General features: G+C 64.0%; 20 protein-coding genes, 3 tRNA genes and 1 rRNA gene. 8 read left to right on the top strand and 16 right to left on the bottom strand.

Going from position 1 to position 18,014, the window contains the following annotated elements; all coding sequences use genetic code 11:
- Positions 1-45: 45 nt before the first annotated feature.
- From thpD to HOP51_RS19890, 8 genes are all read right to left on the bottom strand, one after another.
- Positions 46-1,038, bottom strand: a complete 993-nt coding sequence (gene thpD / locus HOP51_RS19925; RefSeq protein WP_234275617.1) for an ectoine hydroxylase — start codon at positions 1,036-1,038, stop codon at positions 46-48.
- Positions 1,039-1,239: 201 nt separating this feature from the next.
- A tRNA-Thr gene (locus HOP51_RS19920) sits at positions 1,240-1,315 on the bottom strand.
- A gap of 48 nt (positions 1,316-1,363) precedes the next feature.
- Positions 1,364-1,438, bottom strand: a tRNA-Gln gene (locus tag HOP51_RS19915).
- A 6-nt stretch (positions 1,439-1,444) separates the two neighbouring features.
- A tRNA-Phe gene (locus HOP51_RS19910) sits at positions 1,445-1,520 on the bottom strand.
- Between the two features lie 91 nt (positions 1,521-1,611).
- Positions 1,612-1,884: an oxidative damage protection protein gene (locus HOP51_RS19905; protein WP_159555180.1), complete on the bottom strand. Its 273-nt coding sequence runs from the start codon at positions 1,882-1,884 to the stop codon at positions 1,612-1,614.
- Between the two features lie 30 nt (positions 1,885-1,914).
- Positions 1,915-3,006: an A/G-specific adenine glycosylase gene (gene mutY / locus HOP51_RS19900; protein ID WP_234275616.1), complete on the bottom strand. Its 1,092-nt coding sequence runs from the start codon at positions 3,004-3,006 to the stop codon at positions 1,915-1,917.
- Positions 3,007-3,083: 77 nt separating this feature from the next.
- Positions 3,084-5,432 carry an AsmA family protein gene (locus HOP51_RS19895; RefSeq protein ID WP_234275615.1) on the bottom strand — a complete coding sequence of 783 codons (2,349 nt, stop codon included), beginning with the start codon at positions 5,430-5,432 and terminating at the stop codon, positions 3,084-3,086.
- Entirely contained in the window at positions 5,432-5,884 is a 453-nt protein-coding gene (locus HOP51_RS19890) for an acetyl-CoA sensor PanZ family protein (RefSeq protein ID WP_234275614.1), read from the bottom strand. Before HOP51_RS19890 ends, HOP51_RS19895 begins: the two co-directional genes overlap by 1 nt.
- A 188-nt stretch (positions 5,885-6,072) precedes the next feature.
- Here HOP51_RS19890 and hisB point away from each other — a divergent pair, with 188 nt between their 5' ends.
- From hisB to HOP51_RS19865, 5 genes are read left to right on the top strand one after another with little or no spacing between them, the layout of a single operon-like run.
- On the top strand, positions 6,073-6,666 hold the full coding sequence (hisB, locus tag HOP51_RS19885) for an imidazoleglycerol-phosphate dehydratase HisB (protein ID WP_234275613.1): 594 nt from the start codon (positions 6,073-6,075) through the stop codon (positions 6,664-6,666).
- 30 nt (positions 6,667-6,696) lie between these two features.
- Positions 6,697-7,338, top strand: a complete 642-nt coding sequence (gene hisH, locus HOP51_RS19880; protein ID WP_234275612.1) for an imidazole glycerol phosphate synthase subunit HisH — start codon at positions 6,697-6,699, stop codon at positions 7,336-7,338.
- A 56-nt stretch (positions 7,339-7,394) separates the two neighbouring features.
- Positions 7,395-8,159: a 1-(5-phosphoribosyl)-5-[(5-phosphoribosylamino)methylideneamino]imidazole-4-carboxamide isomerase gene (hisA, locus tag HOP51_RS19875; RefSeq protein ID WP_234275611.1), complete on the top strand. Its 765-nt coding sequence runs from the start codon at positions 7,395-7,397 to the stop codon at positions 8,157-8,159.
- 1 nt (position 8,160) lies between these two features.
- Positions 8,161-8,934: an imidazole glycerol phosphate synthase subunit HisF gene (hisF, locus tag HOP51_RS19870; protein WP_234275610.1), complete on the top strand. Its 774-nt coding sequence runs from the start codon at positions 8,161-8,163 to the stop codon at positions 8,932-8,934.
- A 43-nt stretch (positions 8,935-8,977) separates the two neighbouring features.
- Positions 8,978-9,490: a hypothetical protein gene (locus HOP51_RS19865; RefSeq protein ID WP_234275609.1), complete on the top strand. Its 513-nt coding sequence runs from the start codon at positions 8,978-8,980 to the stop codon at positions 9,488-9,490.
- A gap of 33 nt (positions 9,491-9,523) precedes the next feature.
- Here the strand turns inward: HOP51_RS19865 and HOP51_RS19860 are convergent, their stop codons facing one another.
- Together HOP51_RS19860 and HOP51_RS19855 are read right to left on the bottom strand one after the other, a co-directional pair.
- Positions 9,524-10,114, bottom strand: coding sequence for a YjaG family protein (locus HOP51_RS19860; RefSeq protein ID WP_234275608.1), 591 nt, complete (start codon positions 10,112-10,114; stop codon positions 9,524-9,526).
- 54 nt (positions 10,115-10,168) lie between these two features.
- Positions 10,169-10,462, bottom strand: a complete 294-nt coding sequence (locus HOP51_RS19855) for an MGMT family protein (RefSeq protein ID WP_234275607.1) — start codon at positions 10,460-10,462, stop codon at positions 10,169-10,171.
- Positions 10,463-10,513: 51 nt separating this feature from the next.
- On the opposite strand from HOP51_RS19855, the gene HOP51_RS19850 reads away from it, so the two are divergent.
- Positions 10,514-11,209 (top strand): type 1 glutamine amidotransferase, encoded by a 696-nt coding sequence (locus HOP51_RS19850; protein ID WP_234275606.1) that lies wholly within the window; start codon positions 10,514-10,516, stop codon positions 11,207-11,209.
- Positions 11,210-11,216: 7 nt separating this feature from the next.
- On the opposite strand, the gene mnmH is transcribed toward HOP51_RS19850, so the two are convergent.
- The 5 genes from mnmH to HOP51_RS19825 form a co-directional block, all read right to left on the bottom strand.
- Complete coding sequence (gene mnmH, locus HOP51_RS19845) at positions 11,217-12,338, bottom strand: tRNA 2-selenouridine(34) synthase MnmH (RefSeq protein ID WP_234275605.1); 1,122 nt, start codon at positions 12,336-12,338, stop codon at positions 11,217-11,219.
- Complete coding sequence (gene selD / locus HOP51_RS19840) at positions 12,335-13,372, bottom strand: selenide, water dikinase SelD (RefSeq protein WP_234275604.1); 1,038 nt, start codon at positions 13,370-13,372, stop codon at positions 12,335-12,337. The genes mnmH and selD overlap by 4 nt, the downstream gene beginning before the upstream one ends.
- Before the next feature lie 53 nt (positions 13,373-13,425).
- On the bottom strand, positions 13,426-14,802 hold the full coding sequence (radA, locus tag HOP51_RS19835; protein ID WP_234275603.1) for a DNA repair protein RadA: 1,377 nt from the start codon (positions 14,800-14,802) through the stop codon (positions 13,426-13,428).
- A gap of 102 nt (positions 14,803-14,904) precedes the next feature.
- A complete protein-coding gene (locus HOP51_RS19830; protein ID WP_234275602.1) occupies positions 14,905-15,354 on the bottom strand; it encodes a copper resistance protein NlpE N-terminal domain-containing protein in 450 nt (149 codons plus the stop codon).
- A 105-nt stretch (positions 15,355-15,459) separates the two neighbouring features.
- Positions 15,460-16,356, bottom strand: coding sequence for an AEC family transporter (locus tag HOP51_RS19825; RefSeq protein ID WP_234275601.1), 897 nt, complete (start codon positions 16,354-16,356; stop codon positions 15,460-15,462).
- Between the two features lie 115 nt (positions 16,357-16,471).
- Between HOP51_RS19825 and hisC the strand changes: the two genes are divergently transcribed.
- Together hisC and HOP51_RS19815 are read left to right on the top strand one after the other, a co-directional pair.
- A complete protein-coding gene (hisC, locus tag HOP51_RS19820; RefSeq protein WP_234275600.1) occupies positions 16,472-17,527 on the top strand; it encodes a histidinol-phosphate transaminase in 1,056 nt (351 codons plus the stop codon).
- 52 nt (positions 17,528-17,579) lie between these two features.
- A complete protein-coding gene (locus HOP51_RS19815; RefSeq protein ID WP_234275599.1) occupies positions 17,580-17,702 on the top strand; it encodes a VOC family protein in 123 nt (40 codons plus the stop codon).
- Positions 17,703-17,897: 195 nt separating this feature from the next.
- On the opposite strand, the gene rrf is transcribed toward HOP51_RS19815, so the two are convergent.
- A 5S ribosomal RNA gene (gene rrf, locus HOP51_RS19810) occupies positions 17,898-18,013 on the bottom strand.
- Between the last annotated feature and the right edge of the window lies 1 nt (position 18,014).

The raw sequence follows: 18,014 nt of genomic DNA, 5'->3' as shown, positions 1-18,014 counted from the left end.
CATGCGCTCCGTTCCACCCTGATGACGCTATCGAAACGATAGGTGTCAGTCTCGTGGCGTCCACTGCTCATCCGGCCCGTGGGCGAGGAAGCTCGGGCGGCGGCGGCGTGCGGCGAAGGGCTCGACACAGGCATTGTCGCGCCGGTTGTAGACGAAGAATACGTTGCTACGCGGATCGGGCGACATGTTGGCATTCGAGCCATGCAGCGTGTTGCAGTCAAATAGCAGCAGGCCACCGGCCGCTCCCTTGGGCGCCTCGATGCCATGGCGACCAACCAGCTCGCGCAGCGCCTCGCGGCCCGGCACGCCGAACTCCTGGCGCTTCAAGGACTGGCGGTGATGATCGTCCGGCGTCTCGCCCAGGCACGGCACGAAGCACTTGTGCGAGCCGGGGATCAGCATCAACGGACCATTGAACTCGTGGTTGTCGGTCAACACGATCGAAGCGCTCACCGCATGCATGGCCGGCATGCCGTCCTCGGCGTGCCAGGTCTCGAAGTCGGAGTGCCAGTTGAAGCCCTTGCCCTCGAAGCCCGGCTTGTAGTTGATGCGCGACTGGTGCACGTAGGCGTCGCCGCCAAGGATCTGGCGCACCCGACCAACGAGACGCTCGTCGCGTGCCAGACTGGCGAAGCGCCGGGAGAGGAAGTGCACCGCGAACAGCGAGCGGATCTCCTGGCTGTCGGGTTCGGTGATACTGAAATCGCGGCCGCGGAAGTCATCGCGGCTGAGCAGGGCAGCAAGCTCCCGACGCAGTTCGTCGAGTTCCTCACCGCTGATGAAGTTGGGCTCGAACAGGAAGCCCTTGCGCTCGAACTCGTCGAGTTGCGCCTGACTCAACGGCCCCTCGTCGGCACTACCGCGCACGACGTCCTCGCGGCGCTCAATCCACAGCGAGTCGAGCGACTTGGTCAGTCGGGTAGGATACGCATCATGCAACCGGTTCGCGTCGCTGCGAACCTGAGTGCTCATGGTATCGGCAACGGCATAGTCGGTTGCCTGTTTCAGCTTACGGTTGGACGAAGTCTGTACTGTCATCCAATCACCTCCTGTGTATCCGTGATCAGTTTCAGTCCCAACTCGTTCAACGGCGTGCAGCCGTGGTGGAAGGCCCAAGAAGGCCTTGCAGCGTGATGTGGTGGCGATGGGCTGCGCTTTCAAGAGCACGAAAAAACCGCCATCGAAGGCGGTTTCTAGTGTCTGCAAGTCGCTTGCCGTTCCGATTTCATCCATCTCGGATGGTGCCGGCACCAGGAGTCGAACCCGGGACCTACTGATTACAAGTCAGTTGCTCTACCAACTGAGCTATGCCGGCTCGGGACCGATTCCAAGCGAGCTACAGAATCGGGAATAGATGTTGGCGTGGCTGGGGTACCAGGATTCGAACCTGGGAATGCCGATACCAAAAACCGGTGCCTTACCACTTGGCGATACCCCAGCAGTGTGGTGGCCAGAGACGGAATCGAACCGCCGACACGGGGATTTTCAATCCCCTGCTCTACCGACTGAGCTATCTGGCCGCTGCCAACGGTGCGTATTAAACAAGATCAGACCCGCAGCGTCAACCCTTTCGTTTCATGCAGATGCCAGATTCGAACCGCTGCCAATCGGCTAGCGCTCGGGCGGTACATAGCCTTCCGCCTGGTCGGTTTCACGGTTGTCGAGGAAGCGCTCCATTTGCTCGTTGAGATAGGCCCGCGCCTCGGGATCGAGCATGTTGAGGTGCTTCTCGTTGATCAGCCGGGTCTGCAATGCCTGCCACTCTTCCCAGGCACGTTTTGACACGCTGGCCTGGATCTCCTGCCCCTTCTTGCCCGGTAACGGCGGGAACGGCAGTGCCTCGAGTTCCTGCTGATACTTGCGGCAGAATACGGTCTGACCCATGGTGATCTCCTTTGCTTGGTGGTCGAACATTCAGGACGCTGTCGGTGCCGTCAGGGTGAACGGGACGAGCGACGCCAGCAACGACTTCACTGGGGCCGCCAGGCCAATACGTTCGGGACTGCCTGGATCGTACCAGCAACGCGCCTCGCCGACCGAGCCCAGCCCGTCGATCCGCGCCGGCTGCGGAGTGATCTCCAGGCGAAAATGACTGAACGTATGACTGAAGGCCGGCCAGGCCGGATCGAGTGCCGCACCGGGGGCGTGCACATCGAGCCAGGCGCGCAGCTCGGCAAGATCGTCGAACTGGGGCAATCCCCACAGCCCGCCCCACAGTCCACTGGCCGGCCGCTGTTCGAGCAATACCCGGCCTTCGGCATCCTGAAGTACCAGCATCAAGGTGGCGCGCGTCGGCAGCACCTTCTTGGGTTTCGATTCGGGGAAGCGACGCTGTTCGCCTCGGGCATGAGCCACGCAGACGTCGGCGAACGGGCAGCGCCCGCACTCTGGCATACCGCGTCGGCACAGGGTCGCGCCGAGGTCCATCATCGCCTGGGTATAATCGGCCACCCGCGCTTCGGGTGTGAAGTGCTCGGCCAGGGCCCATAGCCTGCGCTCCACCGCCGGCCGCCCCGGCCAGCCCTCCACCGCATGCAACCGTGACAGACTGCGCTTGACGTTGCCGTCGAGTATCACCGCTCGTCGGCCAGTGCTCTGGGCGATGATCGCTCCGGCGGTGGAACGACCGATGCCGGGAAGCTCCGCAAGCGCTTCCAGACTCTCCACTGGCAGCTCACCGCCATGCTTCTCCATGACCTGTCGAGCCGCCTTGTGCAGGTTACGCCCGCGAGCGTAGTAGCCAAGCCCTGTCCACAGGTGCAACACCTCGTCCTGGGACGCCGCGGCCAGTGCGGCAAGGGTAGGAAAGTGCGCCATGAAGCGCTCGAAATAGGGAATCACAGTCGTGACTTGGGTCTGCTGCAGCATGATCTCGGAGACCCAGACCCGGTAGGGTGTGCGCTCACGCTGCCAAGGCAGATCGTGACGCCCGGCATGATCGAACCAGGCCAGCAGGCGATGCTGGAACGTTGCAGGTGCGAGAACCGGCGCAGGCATGTCGTGCATGAGCCCACCTCGACGAATACATGACGAAAAAAAGCGCCGACTGAGGGAGTCGACGCAGGGACTGACTTACTGGGTATTCAATTGAACAGACCACGCACTGCGTCGCGAAGTTCCCGACTGGCACCTTCCCCCAGGCGCTCCTCGATCTGCTCGAGCGGGCGCTCCAGCCGACGCTCCAACTCATCGCTGGCACGTTGGGAGACTTCGTCGCGCAGCAGCTCGGCCAGGGTTGCCTGGAAGGCTTCGCGATCGAAGCGACACCATTCGCCACTATCTCCTGACAGCTCTCCACTGCAGCGCACCGGCAGCGGGACTCGCTCCAGGCGCGGATTGACCGGACAGGCGGCATCCGCACCATCGACGAAACGGGCGGCCGCGCGAAGATCGAAGCGCTCGCTGCCCAGGTCCAACTCACCGACACCGCCCAATTCGATGCCAGGGATGGCAACCAGGATGTCTTCGCTGCGTGCGATGCCATCGGTGATTCGCAGGCTCGCCTCGGCGCGCTCGAAGCGCGTGTCGGAACTCCAGTCTCGGCTCGTCTCGCGCCCCTCGGCCAGGGCCGCCAGTGAGCACAGCTCCTGCGATACGTTGACGTCGAGTACGGCGCCCTCGTCGATGTGCCCGTTCATGCGCCCATTGAGGTTGCGCTTGAGCGTCGGCCAGCTGTTGGTGCGCGATTCGAACTCTCCGGCGAGGGTCAGGCGGCCGCGCAGCGGCGCCGGGCTGTCCTCGTCGCCCAGCGCCTGGAGCAGCGGCTCCAGGCGCACCCGGGAAAGCTGAGGGTTCAGTTGCCAGCGAATGGGCTCCCGGGTCAGGTCCAACGCTCCACTGGCACTCAGCTCACCCTCGTAAAAGACCGAGCCGAAGCGCTCGAGGCGCTGCTGCCCGTTGCTGCCCGACAGCGCCAATCCCACCTCGGTGAAGTCGAGGCCCGAGAGACGCAGCTGCGCCAGCTCAAGCACCCCATCAAGAGTCAACTGGGACAGCCATTCGGCGGGCACCAAGGCTGCCGTATCGTCAGCATGTACCTTGCCGACACCCAGGAAGCCGCGTCGTACCGCACTCTGGTCCACAGGCTCGGCAGGCGGCAGATAGCTATCCAGATCGAGGCGATCCCCCTGCAACTCGAAGTCGAGCAGACCGCCGTCGAAAGCGGTGCTCAGCCTGCCGGTGAAAGTGCTGCCATCCAGAATCATGGTCAGGCCCGCCAGTTCGATGCGCTCCAGGTTGCCCCTGACCGGGCTGGTCAGAGCGACATCGGAGAGCGCTTGCGGTCCCGCCATGCTCGGCATCTTGTCCAGGCGCGACAGCCATGGGCGAAGGGAGAAGGGCGCCAGGCTGATCTGACCGCTGTACGTCGGTGCCCGATCGAGACCGGCAAGGTTGAGATGCCCGCTCAGGCGCAGGTCATCGGGACCGGTCAGCTGCATGTCGTGCAACTGCGCCGTATTTTCGGAAAGATCGGCATCCAGCGCCATGGCCAGCACCAGAGGCACAGGGTTCTCCCCGAGGGAGGGGTGATGCAGCCCCACCTCGAGCCTGCCCTCCTGAAGCTGCAGACGCTGCTGCGAGAGGTCCAGCGTCAGTTGCTGGCCACTCAGGTCGAGCTGCTGCCTGCCTTCGACATTCGCCAAGGCGCTTGCGGTCGTGAGCTTCAACCCCTCCAGCACGTAACGCCGCTCCGCCAAGGCCAACCGCATCCGCCCTTCGAGGGAGATGTCGCTTGCCAGTGTCGGACCGCGCTCCAGTTCACGCCAGTCGAGGGAGGGGTAGGATTCCAAGCGAAAAGAGGATCTGAATGGAAAAGCGCGCTGGGGGTTGACGTTCGTTCCCGAGAGGTTGAGCTCCTCGAGCAGCCACTCCGTACCCGCCGCCAAGTCGCGGTATCTTGCCGCCCCATTGCGCACCTGAACGCTGGCAATGTTGAGCGCCACGGCCAGGCTGCTGCCTTCCAGGCTAGGCCCGGCGCTGGCCGGTGCCAGTGCCGATTCGGCACCCTCACGGCGTTCGTCGAGGCGCTGCATCAGGGTCTCCCAGTTGCCCCGTCCCTCTTCGTCGCGGATCAGACGCAGCTGCATGCCGTCGAGCGTCAGGCCTTCGATGGCAATCTCGCCGCGTAGCAGCGGAGCGAAGGCCAGACTGACCTCAGCCCGGGAGAATGCCAGGAAAGGCGGCTCATCGTTGCTCTGCTCTGGCAAACGCCCCTCGGCCTGTTCGACACTGACTCCCAGACGCGGATAGAACGACCAGGTGAGCGGCCCATCCAGGCTCAGTTCCAACCCACTCTGCTCGCGCACCACCTCGACCAGGCGCGGCTTGAAATCCTCCGGGTCGAGAAAGGTCGTGACGTAGACTACGGCCGCCACTACCGCGACACCCAGTACCCCGATGGCGGCAAGCAGCGTTTGAAACAATCGCTTCATTATTTACCGCCTCCTTGCAGCGGTGGTGCCAGTTCGAAATAGTCGCCGGTACTGTCCAGACGGTATCCAAGACGCGTCAGCAGCACCTGGTCGGCAATCGGCAGCTGTGAAGAATGGATGCGAAGTTCGTGACCTTCGGTACGGGCCGCATCGCTCACCAGCGCCAGCAATCGCGACCCCACCCCCCGTCGTCGAGTGGCCTTGCGTACACACAACTCCGATAGCCACCAGGCCTGGGCATCGGCATCTACCACCACCGCCCCCAGCAGGCGGTCGTTGAAGCGCGCACAGGCAAAGAAATGGCCGGCATCGAGATGCCTGTGAATGAAGGTATCCACCGGCACGCCCAGCCGCTCGAACGGGGCGTCGGTATAGATCCGCTGCAGGTCGTGTCGCACTTGGGAATCCGACTCCCAGGCGCTCTTGTCGACATAATGAAGCGTTACCGGCATGGAACTCTCCCTGGGCGGTGGCTCTTCGCCACGCCGCTGCGTTGGGCGCATTGTAGCGGATGGGGGGGGCGATTCTCTATAATGGATGGCCCATGACACGAGCATTGGGGCTTACCCGCCCGGAAGCCGCCCTGGCCTCCATCGGGTCCACACCATGCGACGCGCACCAGCGCCAGAGAGAGTCCGACATGTCCGAGCGAATCGCCACGGTAACCCGTGACACCAAGGAGACCCAGATCACGGTTAGCGTGAACATCGATGGCGAGGGGCGGCTGAACTGCGAGACCGGCGTGCCCTTCCTCGACCACATGCTGGATCAGGTGGCACGCCACGGCCTGATCGACCTCGACATCAAGGCAGTGGGCGACCTGCACATCGACGATCACCATACCGTCGAGGATCTCGGCATCACCCTCGGTCAGGCCTTTCATCAGGCCATCGGCGACAAGCGCGGCATTCATCGCTACGGCCACGCCTACGTGCCGCTGGACGAAGCGCTGTCTCGGGTTGTGATAGACTTCTCGGGGCGCCCGGGACTGTTCATGGACGTCGAGTTCACCCGAGCCGCCATCGGCCGCCTCGACACCCAGCTGTTTTGGGAGTTCTTTCAGGGCTTCGTCAACCATGCACGGGTCACGCTGCATATCGACAACCTGAAGGGGTTCAATGCCCATCACCAGGCGGAAACCATCTTCAAGGCCTTCGGCCGCGCGTTGCGCATGGCCGTCGAGCCCGATCCCCGGATGGCAGGACAGATGCCGTCCACCAAGGGCTGCCTGTAGCGCAGACGACCGACCCCGAGAGGAGCCTTCATGACCATTGCCGTCATCGACTACGGGATGGGCAATCTACATTCGGTTGCCAAGGCGCTGGAGCACGTGACCCATGAACACGTCGTCATCACGCGCGATCCGCGCCGTATCCAGGGTGCGACCCGCCTGGTGCTGCCCGGCCAAGGGGCAATCCGTGACTGCATGGGCGAGCTCGAGAAGACCGAGCTACGTGGACTGGTGCAAGAGCTACTAGCCCACCAGAGCAAGCCGTTGCTGGGGATCTGCGTCGGTCAGCAGATGCTGCTCGATCACAGTGAGGAGAGCGGCGGCATTCCCTGCCTGGGCTTTCTGGCTGGCGAAGTGAAACGCTTCCCCACCGATATGACCGACGACCATGGCCAGCGCCTGAAGGTACCGCACATGGGCTGGAACCTGGTGCACCAGCACCATGGGCACCCACTGTGGGAGGGCATTGACCAGGACGAGCACTTCTACTTCGTGCACAGCTACTACGTGGTGGCGGAAAACGACGCCTGCGTGTTCGGCACCACCCGCTATGGGCGTATCGATGCTCACGTTGCCGTGGGCCGAGACGCCACCTTCGCGGTGCAGTTCCATCCGGAGAAGAGCTCCCGAGCCGGGCTCAAGCTGCTGGAAAATTTCGTCAACTGGGCGCCCTGAACCGCGCCCGGTCCACAGGGGGGCGCGTCGTACCGCGCTACCAGAGAGGACACGACATGCTGGTAATACCCGCCATTGATCTCAAGGACGGCAAGTGCGTTCGTCTCAAGCAGGGTCGCATGGACGACGCCACTACCTACGGTGACGATCCGGTGGCCATGGCGGCACGCTGGGTCGACGCCGGTGCTCGCCGCCTGCACCTGGTCGATCTCAACGGCGCCTTCGAGGGCAAGCCGGTCAACGGCGAGGCGGTGACCGCCATTGCACGACGCTGGCCTTCGCTCCCGATCCAGATCGGCGGCGGCATTCGCAGTGCCGAAACCATCGAGCACTACCTTGCCGCCGGTGTTTCCTACGTCATCATCGGCACCAAGGCGGTCAAGGAGCCAGACTTCGTCGGCGAGATGTGCCGTGCCTTCCCCGGCCACGTGATCGTCGGCCTGGACGCTCGCGACGGCTTCGTCGCCACCGACGGCTGGGCCGAGGTCTCCCAGGTAAAGGCGGTAGACCTGGCCAAACGCTTCGCCGATGACGGTGTATCCAGCATCGTCTACACCGACATTGCCCGCGACGGCATGATGAATGGCGTCAACGTCGAGGCCACGGCACAACTAGCCCGCGAAGGCGGCCTGCCGGTCATCGCCTCCGGCGGGGTGACCAATCTCGACGACCTGCGCGCGCTGGTCGCTGCGGAAGAGCCGGGGATTCTCGGCGCCATCACCGGTCGCGCCATCTACGAAGGCTCGCTGGATGTCGCCGAAGGGCAGCGGCTGTGCGACGAGCTCATCGGTGCCGCGACCGACACCCGGGCGGGAGACTGACATGAGCCTGGCCAAGCGCATCATTCCCTGTCTCGATGTCGACGCCGGCCGCGTGGTCAAGGGCGTCAACTTCATCGGCATCCGCGATGCCGGTGACCCGGTGGAGATCGCCCAGCGCTACAACCTGCAGGGCGCCGACGAAATCACCTTCCTCGACATCACGGCAAGCCACGAGGATCGCGCTACCACAGTGGAGATGGTCGAACGCATCGCCGGCGAGGTGTTCATCCCGCTGACGGTGGGCGGAGGCATCCGCACCTGCGACGACATCCGCACCATGCTCAATGCCGGCGCCGACAAGGTCTCGATCAATACCGCCGCAGTGACCAACCCCGACTTCGTACGCGAAGCCGCCGAACGCTTCGGCAGCCAGTGCATCGTCGTGGCCATCGACGCCAAGCGCGTCTCCGCCGAGGGCGAATCACCGCGCTGGGAAATATTCACCCACGGCGGCCGACGCCCCACCGGCCTGGATGCGGTTGAATGGGCGAAGAAAATGGTGGAATACGGCGCCGGCGAGCTGCTGCTGACCAGCATGGACCGTGACGGCACCAAGGCCGGCTTCGACCTGGGCGTGACCCGGGCGATCAGCGATGCCGTGACGGTACCGGTGATCGCTTCCGGCGGCGTCGGCAACCTCGACCACCTGGTCGATGGCGTGCTGGAAGGCGGTGCCGATGCGGTACTCGCCGCCAGCATCTTCCATTTCGGCGAGTACACCATCCCCGAGGCCAAACGCTACATGGCCGAACGCGGTATCGAGATGCGCCTTTGACGTGGCGCCCAGGAGCGAGGAAGTGAGGCATTCATGGACATGGATGAGTCAGGGGTGGCGCATCAAACTGCTGGGGCTCACTCTGATCCTACTGGTTGCTCCCGCCTCCCAGGCCCAGCAGGAGCCCATCTGGCCGCCGATGCTCGAGGTCGAGCACGTGCTAGTGCAGACCAGCCTCTACACGCGTCACTTCGACCCGCAGCCCGACCATAACAACCAGCAGGAGCTGATCGGCATCGAGCTGCACAACCCGCAGCGCTGGTTGGCCGGCGGCGCCCGCTTCCTGAACTCCTTCGATCAGGAAACCTTTTACCTGTATGTCGGCCGCGAGTTTCCCTTTTGGGAGCCAACCGACAATGTTACCGTGCGTGCCAAGCTGAGCGCCGGCCTGCTGCACGGCTACCGTGGCGAATACCAGGACAATATTCCCTTCAATCGCTACGGCACGGCCCCGGCGGCGCTGCCCAGCGTCGGGCTCAGTTGGGGACGCTTCGAGACCGACCTGATCGTGTTTGGCGCTGCCGGCGCCATGGTCATCGGCGGCATTCGCTTCTAGCGCCCCAGACCGCCCCCGGCCGGCCTCGCCCCCCTAGTCCAGGGTGAGGCCAAGGTTGCTCACGCCACCGTTGCGACCCAGTTGTCGCAGCGCTTTCAACGCGTCGCGGTCGAGTTCGCCTTCCACCGCTTCCAACACGGCATCCTGGAAATCGTTCTCGTCCGCCATTAGTGGGTGCTCACGTACCAGCTTCGCCAGTTTGCTGGCTTCCTCCTCGCCCTCGGTCAGCTCGATGTAGGCGCGCACACCTCCCTTGGAGATGCGGCTCACCTCGAGCACGGCATCGGCAGATTCGCCACGCAGAGTGTCGAGCAGCGAGGTCAACGCTACCACCACTTCCACGGCGCGCCGAATGCCGAAGCTGTCGTCGTCGGCAGGCGGCTCGAGTTCGGCCAGCTTTTCTGCCTGGCGCTCGAAGTCGATGCGAGCCTCACGCACGGCGAGCTGTTCCCACACCAGATCGAGCACCACCCTCAAGCCTGCTGGGTTGCCCTCCCCTGTCATCTGCGCATAGAGGGTATAGTTGGGCAGCATTCGCTCGCACAGCGCTGCCATGAAGGCCTGCTGCTGACGCGATGAGAGAGCCTGAAGCCGCTCATGGAAGCCCCCTTTTGGCTGGCTCATGGATTCTCCTCGTGAATTGATGGTCTAGATGCAAGGATGAGAGAAACCGCCCGGTCATGGCCACAGCGCTTCGGGAGGCACGCGCCCCCGCGCATCGAACAGCACGCCCTCGGCGACCAGCCGTTGACGCTGCTCGATGGCCCCGGGGTGATCGGCCAGCCGACGCGACGCAGTGATCACCCGAAACCACGGCAGGCCATGATCCTCGGGGAGTTCGCGCAATGCCCGGGCTACCAGGCGCGGCGTGCCGCCTTCGGTCATGGCGGCGATACGTCCGTAAGTGCTCACCCGTCCGGGCGGAATGGCAGCCAGAATGGTCAGAATCTGTTCGCGTAGTACCGGTTTCATGTACGCTGCCGCTCCCCTGATTGCGTGTCACTCTTGAATGGCGAGGTTTCCATGCATCTGCATCTGCTTCAACACAGCCCGCATCACGGCCCGGGACGGATCGCCGACTGGCTGACCAGCATGGGACACAGCCACACCGTCTTTCACCTCTACGCCGATGAAGCCCCACCCAGCCTGGCCGATGGCGATGCGCTGATCCTGCTCGACGGGCCGATGGATATCTTCGACGATGCCCCCTACCCCTGGCTCAAGCGCGAGCGCAAGCTGATCGCCAAGGCGCTGGACGGTAACAAGCCGCTGCTCGGTATCGGCATGGGCGCCAGGATGATCGCTGCCGAACTCGGTGCCACAGTGGGCCGCGGCACCTTCGCCGAGGTCGGCTGGCATGAGGTGACCCTGGCTCCCGAGAGCCCTTTCGATCTGCCTGAGCGGTTTACCGCCTTCATGTGGCATCGCGATGTCTTCGCCCTGCCCGACGACGCCCTGCCACTCGGCGGCAGCCTGGGAAGCCCGATCCAGGGTTTTGCCTGGGATGCCGGGCGTGCCCTAGGGTTGCTGTGCCATTTCGAAGTGACCCACGCCAGTGTCAGCGAACTGCTGGCGAACGACGAGCAGCCGGAAGGCAGCGAAGCCAGTCCCCACGCGCAACCCGCCGAAATCATCCTGGCCGATGGGCGGCGCTTCGACCGTCTGGCCCCGCTGCTCGACCGCCTGCTCAGCCAGTGGATGCGCAACGCAGCGGCTTGATTCTGCGTCAGGCTGGCTGGGGCCGCCCGCTAGTCTGGCGTGTGACTTCTTGCGTCCACGATCGAGCCGCTTCCAGGCAGCTGTCCCAGTCCCCCACGTGCAGGAAGTATCCGGGATCGCGCTTTTCCAACTGGTAGCGGTACATGGGGTCATAGTATTCGGTGAGTAGCGGCGCCAGCCAGGCCTCGTGGGCCTGGCGATTACCGCGTTCATGCTCGCGGAAGGCAAGCTGCTGCAGCCGCTGGAGGCGTGCCAGCCGTGCATGTCCGAGGCGCTTCTTCAGTCTCGCCAGCGCACTCGAGAGCTGCTTGCGCATCAGCGTCCAGCCCAACCACTCGCCGAATTGCTGACGATAGATCGTCCATAAATCGTCGATATAGTCCTTGTGGATCTGCGCCAGACGCCAATCGAGGGGCATCTCCACCCGCACCCGTGGGGCTCGCTCCATCGCCCGCCAGAAGGTGAGCGGCACGTTGGCGGCACCGATATGGCGTGACTCGTCCTCCACTACCAGCGGCCCGGGCAATGCCAGCAGGCTCACACCCACGGCATGTTCGAAGTCGATCTGGCTGGGCGCCGGCAGCGGATGCCTGCCGAAGGCTGACCCCTTGTGCCGCGCGCACCCCTCGAGGTCAAGCCCGTTGGGCAGCGCCTGCACCAGCGCCGTCTTGGCACAGCCAGTCAGCCCACCGATCACCAGCAGCGGCTGCGCGGCTGCCGCGTCGATACGTTGGCACAGCGCCTGACGCATCGCTTTCCAACCGCCGCGAATGCGTGGCCTCTCCACCCCACTCTCGGCCAGCCACTGCTGGACGATCTGCGAACGCAGCCCACCACGGTAGCAATAGATGATCGCATCGGGATGCGCCTCGACCAGGCGCTGCCAAGCCCCGATGCGTGCCTCTCGAATACCTCCGCTGACCAGCCGTTGGCCCAGTTCGATTGCCGCTTGCTGACCGCGCTGCTTGTACTCGATACCCACCAGACGACGCTCCTCGTCGTCCATCAGCGGCAGGTTGACTGCTCCGGGCAGGCTGCCCTGGGCGAACTCTACCGGAGCCCGCACGTCGACCAGTACATGCCCTTGGCGCAACAAGGAGAGATCGGGCTCGATCAAGGGCAGGTTCACCCGCGTACCTCTATCAGCGCCTGCCCATCGGCCTTGACCACTTCACCGAACGGCACCAGCTCGATACCGTGCTCGCGGCCGATGCGCTCGACGTCGTCCTCCCACGAGGGATGCACCGAGAGCAGCAGCCCACCGGAGGTCTGCGGATCGCACAGCCACTGCCAGTGCGGCTCGTCCATGTCCTTCAGCGCCGCTCCCAGGGCGTTGCGATTGCGATGAGTGCCGCCGGGCACCGCGCCTCGGCGACGATAAGCCTCAGCCTCGGCCAGTCGCGGCAGGCGCCGAAAATCGATGCGCGCCGCCACGCCGCTGGCCTGGCACACTTCGGAGAGATGCCCGGCAAGGCCGAAGCCGGTGACGTCGGTCATGGCGTGTACCCCCTTGACCTTGGCCAGGGCCATGCCGATCTGATTGGACTGCAGCATGGTTTCCCGGGCCAGGGTCTGGTGCCCGGACTCCAACAGGCCTTGCTTCTCGGCGGTGGTCAGGAAGCCCACGCCCAGCGGCTTGGTCAGGAATAGCAGGTCCCCCACCTGGGCGCCCTTGTTGAGCTTGAGGTGACCGAGGTCGACCAGGCCATTGACCGCCAGGCCGAAGATCGGCTCAGGCGCGTCGATGGAGTGCCCACCGGCCAGGGCCAGCCCCAGCTCGCGGCATACGGCCTGGGCGCCGGCCACCACGTCGCCGGCGATCTCCGGTCCCAGCTTGTCCAGCGGCCAACCGAGGATGCCCAGCGCCAGTACCGGCCTGCCGCCCATGGCATAGACATCGCTAATGGCGTTGGTGGCCGCGATACGGCCGAAATCGAAGGGATCGTCAACGATCGGCATGAAGAAGTCGGTGGTGGCGATCATGCCGCGGCCATCGCCCAGGTCGTACACGGCCGCATCCTCGCGGCCTTCGTTGCCTACGATCAGACGCGCATGGGTTGCCCCAGGCCCAGCCTTGGCCAGGATGCCATCGAGTACGTCAGGGGCTATCTTGCAGCCGCAGCCGGCGCCGTGGCTGTATTGTGTCAGGCGAATCGCGCTCATCTCGTTCTCCTTGGCAGTTCGCACCCATTCTATCGCAGTGGGACGTCGTTGCCTCACAGCGCCTCGAGGGCATCGGTCAACTTGTCCACGATGACGACCTCCATGCCGTCGGGAGAGCGCTTCGGTGCATTGGCACGCGGTACGATGGCACGGGTGAAGCCGTGCTTGGCAGCCTCGACGATGCGCTCCTGCCCGCTGGGCACGGGGCGGATCTCGCCGGAAAGCCCCACTTCACCGAAAGCCACCAGCTCGCGCGGCAAAGGGCGGTTCTGCAGACTGGATACCACTGCCAGCAGCACCGCCAGGTCGGCGCTGGTTTCGAGCACCTTGACCCCACCAACCACGTTGAGGAAGACATCCTGATCGCCGGTGAACAGCCCGCCATGGCGATGCAGTACCGCCAGCAGCATGGCCAGGCGGTTCTGGTCGAGACCCACCGCTACCCGCCGCGGATTGCCCAGTGCCGACTCGTCGAGCAGCGCCTGCACCTCGACGAGAAGCGGGCGCGTGCCCTCCCACACCACCATCACCAGGCTGCCCGATGCCTGTTCCTCACTGCGGGAAAGAAAAATGGCGCTGGGGTTCTTCACCTCCTTGAGGCCGTGCTCGAGCATGGCGAATACGCCGAGCTCATTGACCGCGCCGAAACGGTTCTTCTGCCCGCGCAGGGTGCGAAAGCGGGAGTCGGCACCACCTTCGAGCAGCAGCGAGGCATCGATCATGTGCTCCAGCACCTTGGGACCGGCCAGGGTGCCGTCCTTGGTCACGTGCCCCACCAGCAGCAGTACGGTGTTGGACTGCTTGGCGAAGCGCGTCAGCACCGCAGCAGACTCACGCACCTGGGCCACACCGCCGGGAGCCGAGGCGATATCCTCCAGATGCATGGTCTGGATCGAGTCGATGATCAGTATCTCGGGACGCTCGCGCTCGGCCACGGCCAGCACCGTCTCGACGCTAGTTTCGGCCAGCATCTTGAGTCCCTGGGTGGGTAGCTGCAACCGATGTGCCCGCATCGCCACCTGGGAAAGCGATTCCTCACCGGTGACATAGAGCACCTTGCGTGCCTGGGCCAGTTTGCAGGCAGTCTGCAACAGCAGCGTCGATTTACCAGCCCCCGGGTGCCCACCAAGCAACACTGCCGATCCCGGCACCAGGCCGCCGCCCAGTACACGGTCGAACTCACCGAAGGTCGAGGAGAGTCGCGGCACCTCGGTGAGGTCCACGCTGCCCAGGTCGACGACCTCCTTCGACAGGGTGCCGGCATAGCCGGAGCGCCCCGCTCCGATTGAAGCCGCGGCTCCGGGGCGGGAGGTGGCGAGCCTCACTTCGCTCAAAGTGTTCCACTCCAGGCAGCTCGAACACTGCCCCTGCCACTTGCGATACTCCGCCCCGCATTCGGTACAGACGAAGGCACTCTTCGCTTTGGCCATACTGGCCTCTCTCCGGCTTCTGTGTGCGACCCATTCTAACAGGACGGCCAGATGCGCGAAGGCGGCCCGCAGGCCGCCTTCGATACTGCCTGATATCAGGCCTTACTGTCGCTGCAACTGCAGAGCTTCGTTATTCTGGAAGCGCCGCCGCTGGGGATCGATCAGTTCGAGGGTCTGCTCGTCCACACGCAGGAAGTAGTAGATCTGGCCTTCACCGTCCGGTGTCAGCTCGTAGACCGTGGCATCGGGATCGACCGCCGTACCGCTGAGCACTTCCCAGTTACCCGCATACTCTTCATCCGGCGGTTCCTGGGGATGCTCCCGGTAGCTGGCACGCAGGTCGAAGGTACGCTCCTCGGGCGCACCCTGTGCATCGCCACGCAGCGCCACGTTAAGGTCGATACCCGCACAGTTGCGGCAAGGCAGGGTACCTTGATAAACGACTTCGGCATCGTCCATGGCCATGTCGGCACGATCATCAGCCGGGCCGGCTGCACAACCGGCCAGGAAAGCCAGCATGGCCGAGCCAGCCAGCAGGGTCCTCACTTGCATTTGCTCACTCCTAACCTATGGGTTTGTCGCCATGTACCGTATGTTAGCGTAGGTCACAGCATAAACCCTTAACGCGCTGGCAGACAGCCTCGCTGCACATACCGGTCATACACTGCCCGAATAGACATGCAAGAACACCAGGGCCAACACGATGGGCATCACCACCAGGCTTCCTAGATTGCCGATCAGCACCAGAGAGGCGACCTTGTGGGGCTCCTGGCGATATTGCTCGGCTACCAAGTAGTTAAGCACGGCCGGGGGCAGCGCGGCAAACACCCATAGCGTTGCAGCTTGCAGCCCCGTCAGTTCCAGCCATAGGATCATCGGGGCAGCCAGAACGAGCCCTGACAACGGACACAATAGAGCGCCGAGCAGCCCGGTCCTCCAGTCGCCGAAATCGATATCGAGCATGCGCACCCCGAGGGCGAACAGCATCAGCGGGATGCATACCCCACCCAGCATGTGCAGTGCCTCGAGCAGCCACCCGGGCAACGGTACGCCGCCCAAGTTGACGCCCAGCCCCGCCAGGCTGGCCAGCACGATTGGCATCCTCAGCAAGCGCCACAGCGGTGTGCGCGGGCTGAGCATGTAAAGGCCTACCGAGAAGTGCAGCAGCATCTCGACGATGAACACCACCACCGCCGCAGGTAACGCTGCCTCACCGAAGGCGAGCACTAGTAGAGGGATGCCCATGTTGCCGGAGTTGTTGAACATCATCGGCGGCAAGAAGGTCTTGGGCTCGAGCTTAAGTACCCTGACCAGCGGCCACAGCACCAGGCCCGACCCCAGCACCACGACGGCCGCCCCCAGCGCCAGACCCGCGTACTCCGCCAGCGGAGCTTGCCGGTCCGCCAGCACCGCGAACACCAGCATGGGCACGAATATCTCCATGTTGAGAGTGTTCAGGCTGCGTATGTCCGGGGTACGAAAACGGCCGTAGAGGGTGCCGCAACCGGCGATCAGGAATACCGGCAGCAGCGTGGCAATGATCTGGGCGGTCATGTATGAGTTCCAGCGTCCACGCGAAAGCGCCTAGGCTAGCACGCTACCGGCTTGCGCGGTCAGGCCGCAGCGGTCAACATGGCCTAAAGTTCCGTCCAGCGAGAAACGAGACACCATGAGCCAGTTCTGGAGCCCGGCGGTGCGCGAGCTGACGCCTTATGTCCCGGGTGAACAGCCACGCGAAAAGCTGATCAAGCTCAACACCAACGAGAACCCCTACCCGCCGGCCCCCGGCGTCGAGGCAGTACTGCGTGAGTATCCGGTCGATCACTTGCGCCGCTATCCCGATCCGCAGTCTCTGGCCTTGCGTCAGGCGCTTGCCCGGGAGTACGAAGTGGAAGTGGAGCAGGTATTCGTGGGCAACGGTTCCGATGAGGTGCTGGCCCTGGCCTTCCAGGCCTTCTTCTGCCACGACCGTCCACTCGAGATGCCCGAGATCACTTACAGCTTCTACCCGGTCTACTGCAAGCTGTACGGTATCGAGCGTCGCGCTCTACCGCTCGACCGGGAGTGGCGGGTCGATCTCGACGCCTTCACCGCCGGGAGCGGCGGCGCCATTTTCGCCAACCCCAACGCCCCCACGGCACATGGCCACCCACGTGAGGCCATTGCCACGCTGCTCGAGCGACTGACGGGCCAGGTCGTGCTGGTCGATGAGGCCTATGTCGATTTCGGCGGAGAAAGTGCCGTGCCGCTGGTCGAGCGTTACCCCAACCTGCTGGTGACGGGAACCTTCTCGAAGTCGCGCAGCCTGGCCGGCCTGCGGCTGGGCTACGCCATCGGTTCGCGCGAGCTGATCGAAGGCCTCGAACGGGTCAAGGACTCCTTCAACTCCTACCCCATCGACAGCCTGGCCGGTGCGCTCGGCATCGCCTCACTGGAGGACCATGAGCACTTCGACGCTTGTCGCGAACGAGTCATCACCACCCGCGAACGCACCGTTCGCCGTCTGGCCGAGCTCGGCTTCGAGGTACTGCCCTCTCAGGCCAACTTCGTTCTCGCGCGCCACCCAGGGCACGATGCGGCACAGCTCTTCGTCGGCCTTCGCGAGCGAGGCATCCTGGTGCGTCACTTTAACACCGACGCCCTGCGTGACTTCCTGCGCATTTCGATCGGCACGGACGATGAAATGGATAGCCTGATCGAGGCCTTCGAGCTGCTCTGTCGCTGAGTCATCGCTACGGGCGCCGCCAGGCGCCCGTAGCGTTCAGGAGACTCCTCCCATGCGCACACCTCCCCTACCGCTTTCAGGGGTTCATCATATTGCCCTGATCACTGCCGATTATCCCCGCGCCAAGCGCTTCTATACCGACGTGCTGGTGAACTGTCGTACTCGGTTTTTTTGAGATAGATGCCTGCCGCCCCGGGCGGCGCTCCGCTACTTTCCATGGGAGGCCCTCAAACGACGAAACCCAGCCTCTTTCGAAGCTGGGTTTCTGAAAAAATGCCTGACGATGTCCAGGGCGGCTCCCCGCTACTCTACGTGGGAGGCCCCAAACGGCGAAACCCAGCCTCTTTCGAAGCTGGGTTTCTGAAGAAATGCCTGACGATGACCTACTCTCGCATGGGGAGACCCCACACTACCATCGGCGCTGAGCGGTTTCACTGCTGAGTTCGGCATGGGATCAGGTGGTTCCCACTCGCTATGGTCGTCAGGC

This window comes from Billgrantia zhangzhouensis (assembly GCF_021404465.1).
Classification (GTDB): domain Bacteria; phylum Pseudomonadota; class Gammaproteobacteria; order Pseudomonadales; family Halomonadaceae; genus Halomonas; species Halomonas zhangzhouensis.
This window is presented reverse-complemented; position numbering and strand designations above follow the sequence as displayed.

Bases quoted from the DNA above. Each gene is read 5' to 3' on its own strand.
- HOP51_RS19905 (WP_159555180.1), bottom strand. From the start codon at position 1,884: ATGGGTCAGACCGTATTCTGCCGCAAGTATCAGCAGGAACTCGAGGCA.
- hisB (WP_234275613.1), top strand. From the start codon at position 6,073: ATGTCCGAGCGAATCGCCACGGTAACCCGTGACACCAAGGAGACCCAG.
- HOP51_RS19895 (WP_234275615.1), bottom strand. From the start codon at position 5,432: ATGAAGCGATTGTTTCAAACGCTGCTTGCCGCCATCGGGGTACTGGGT.
- hisC (WP_234275600.1), top strand. From the start codon at position 16,472: ATGAGCCAGTTCTGGAGCCCGGCGGTGCGCGAGCTGACGCCTTATGTC.
- HOP51_RS19855 (WP_234275607.1), bottom strand. From the start codon at position 10,462: ATGAAACCGGTACTACGCGAACAGATTCTGACCATTCTGGCTGCCATT.
- hisA (WP_234275611.1), top strand. From the start codon at position 7,395: ATGCTGGTAATACCCGCCATTGATCTCAAGGACGGCAAGTGCGTTCGT.
- mutY (WP_234275616.1), bottom strand. From the start codon at position 3,006: ATGCACGACATGCCTGCGCCGGTTCTCGCACCTGCAACGTTCCAGCAT.
- HOP51_RS19865 (WP_234275609.1), top strand. From the start codon at position 8,978: ATGAGTCAGGGGTGGCGCATCAAACTGCTGGGGCTCACTCTGATCCTA.
- thpD (WP_234275617.1), bottom strand. From the start codon at position 1,038: ATGACAGTACAGACTTCGTCCAACCGTAAGCTGAAACAGGCAACCGAC.
- HOP51_RS19825 (WP_234275601.1), bottom strand. From the start codon at position 16,356: ATGACCGCCCAGATCATTGCCACGCTGCTGCCGGTATTCCTGATCGCC.
- HOP51_RS19815 (WP_234275599.1), top strand. From the start codon at position 17,580: ATGCGCACACCTCCCCTACCGCTTTCAGGGGTTCATCATATTGCCCTG.
- HOP51_RS19890 (WP_234275614.1), bottom strand. From the start codon at position 5,884: ATGCCGGTAACGCTTCATTATGTCGACAAGAGCGCCTGGGAGTCGGAT.
- HOP51_RS19860 (WP_234275608.1), bottom strand. From the start codon at position 10,114: ATGAGCCAGCCAAAAGGGGGCTTCCATGAGCGGCTTCAGGCTCTCTCA.
- selD (WP_234275604.1), bottom strand. From the start codon at position 13,372: ATGAGCGCGATTCGCCTGACACAATACAGCCACGGCGCCGGCTGCGGC.
- radA (WP_234275603.1), bottom strand. From the start codon at position 14,802: ATGGCCAAAGCGAAGAGTGCCTTCGTCTGTACCGAATGCGGGGCGGAG.
- HOP51_RS19830 (WP_234275602.1), bottom strand. From the start codon at position 15,354: ATGCAAGTGAGGACCCTGCTGGCTGGCTCGGCCATGCTGGCTTTCCTG.
- hisH (WP_234275612.1), top strand. From the start codon at position 6,697: ATGACCATTGCCGTCATCGACTACGGGATGGGCAATCTACATTCGGTT.
- hisF (WP_234275610.1), top strand. From the start codon at position 8,161: ATGAGCCTGGCCAAGCGCATCATTCCCTGTCTCGATGTCGACGCCGGC.
- HOP51_RS19850 (WP_234275606.1), top strand. From the start codon at position 10,514: ATGCATCTGCATCTGCTTCAACACAGCCCGCATCACGGCCCGGGACGG.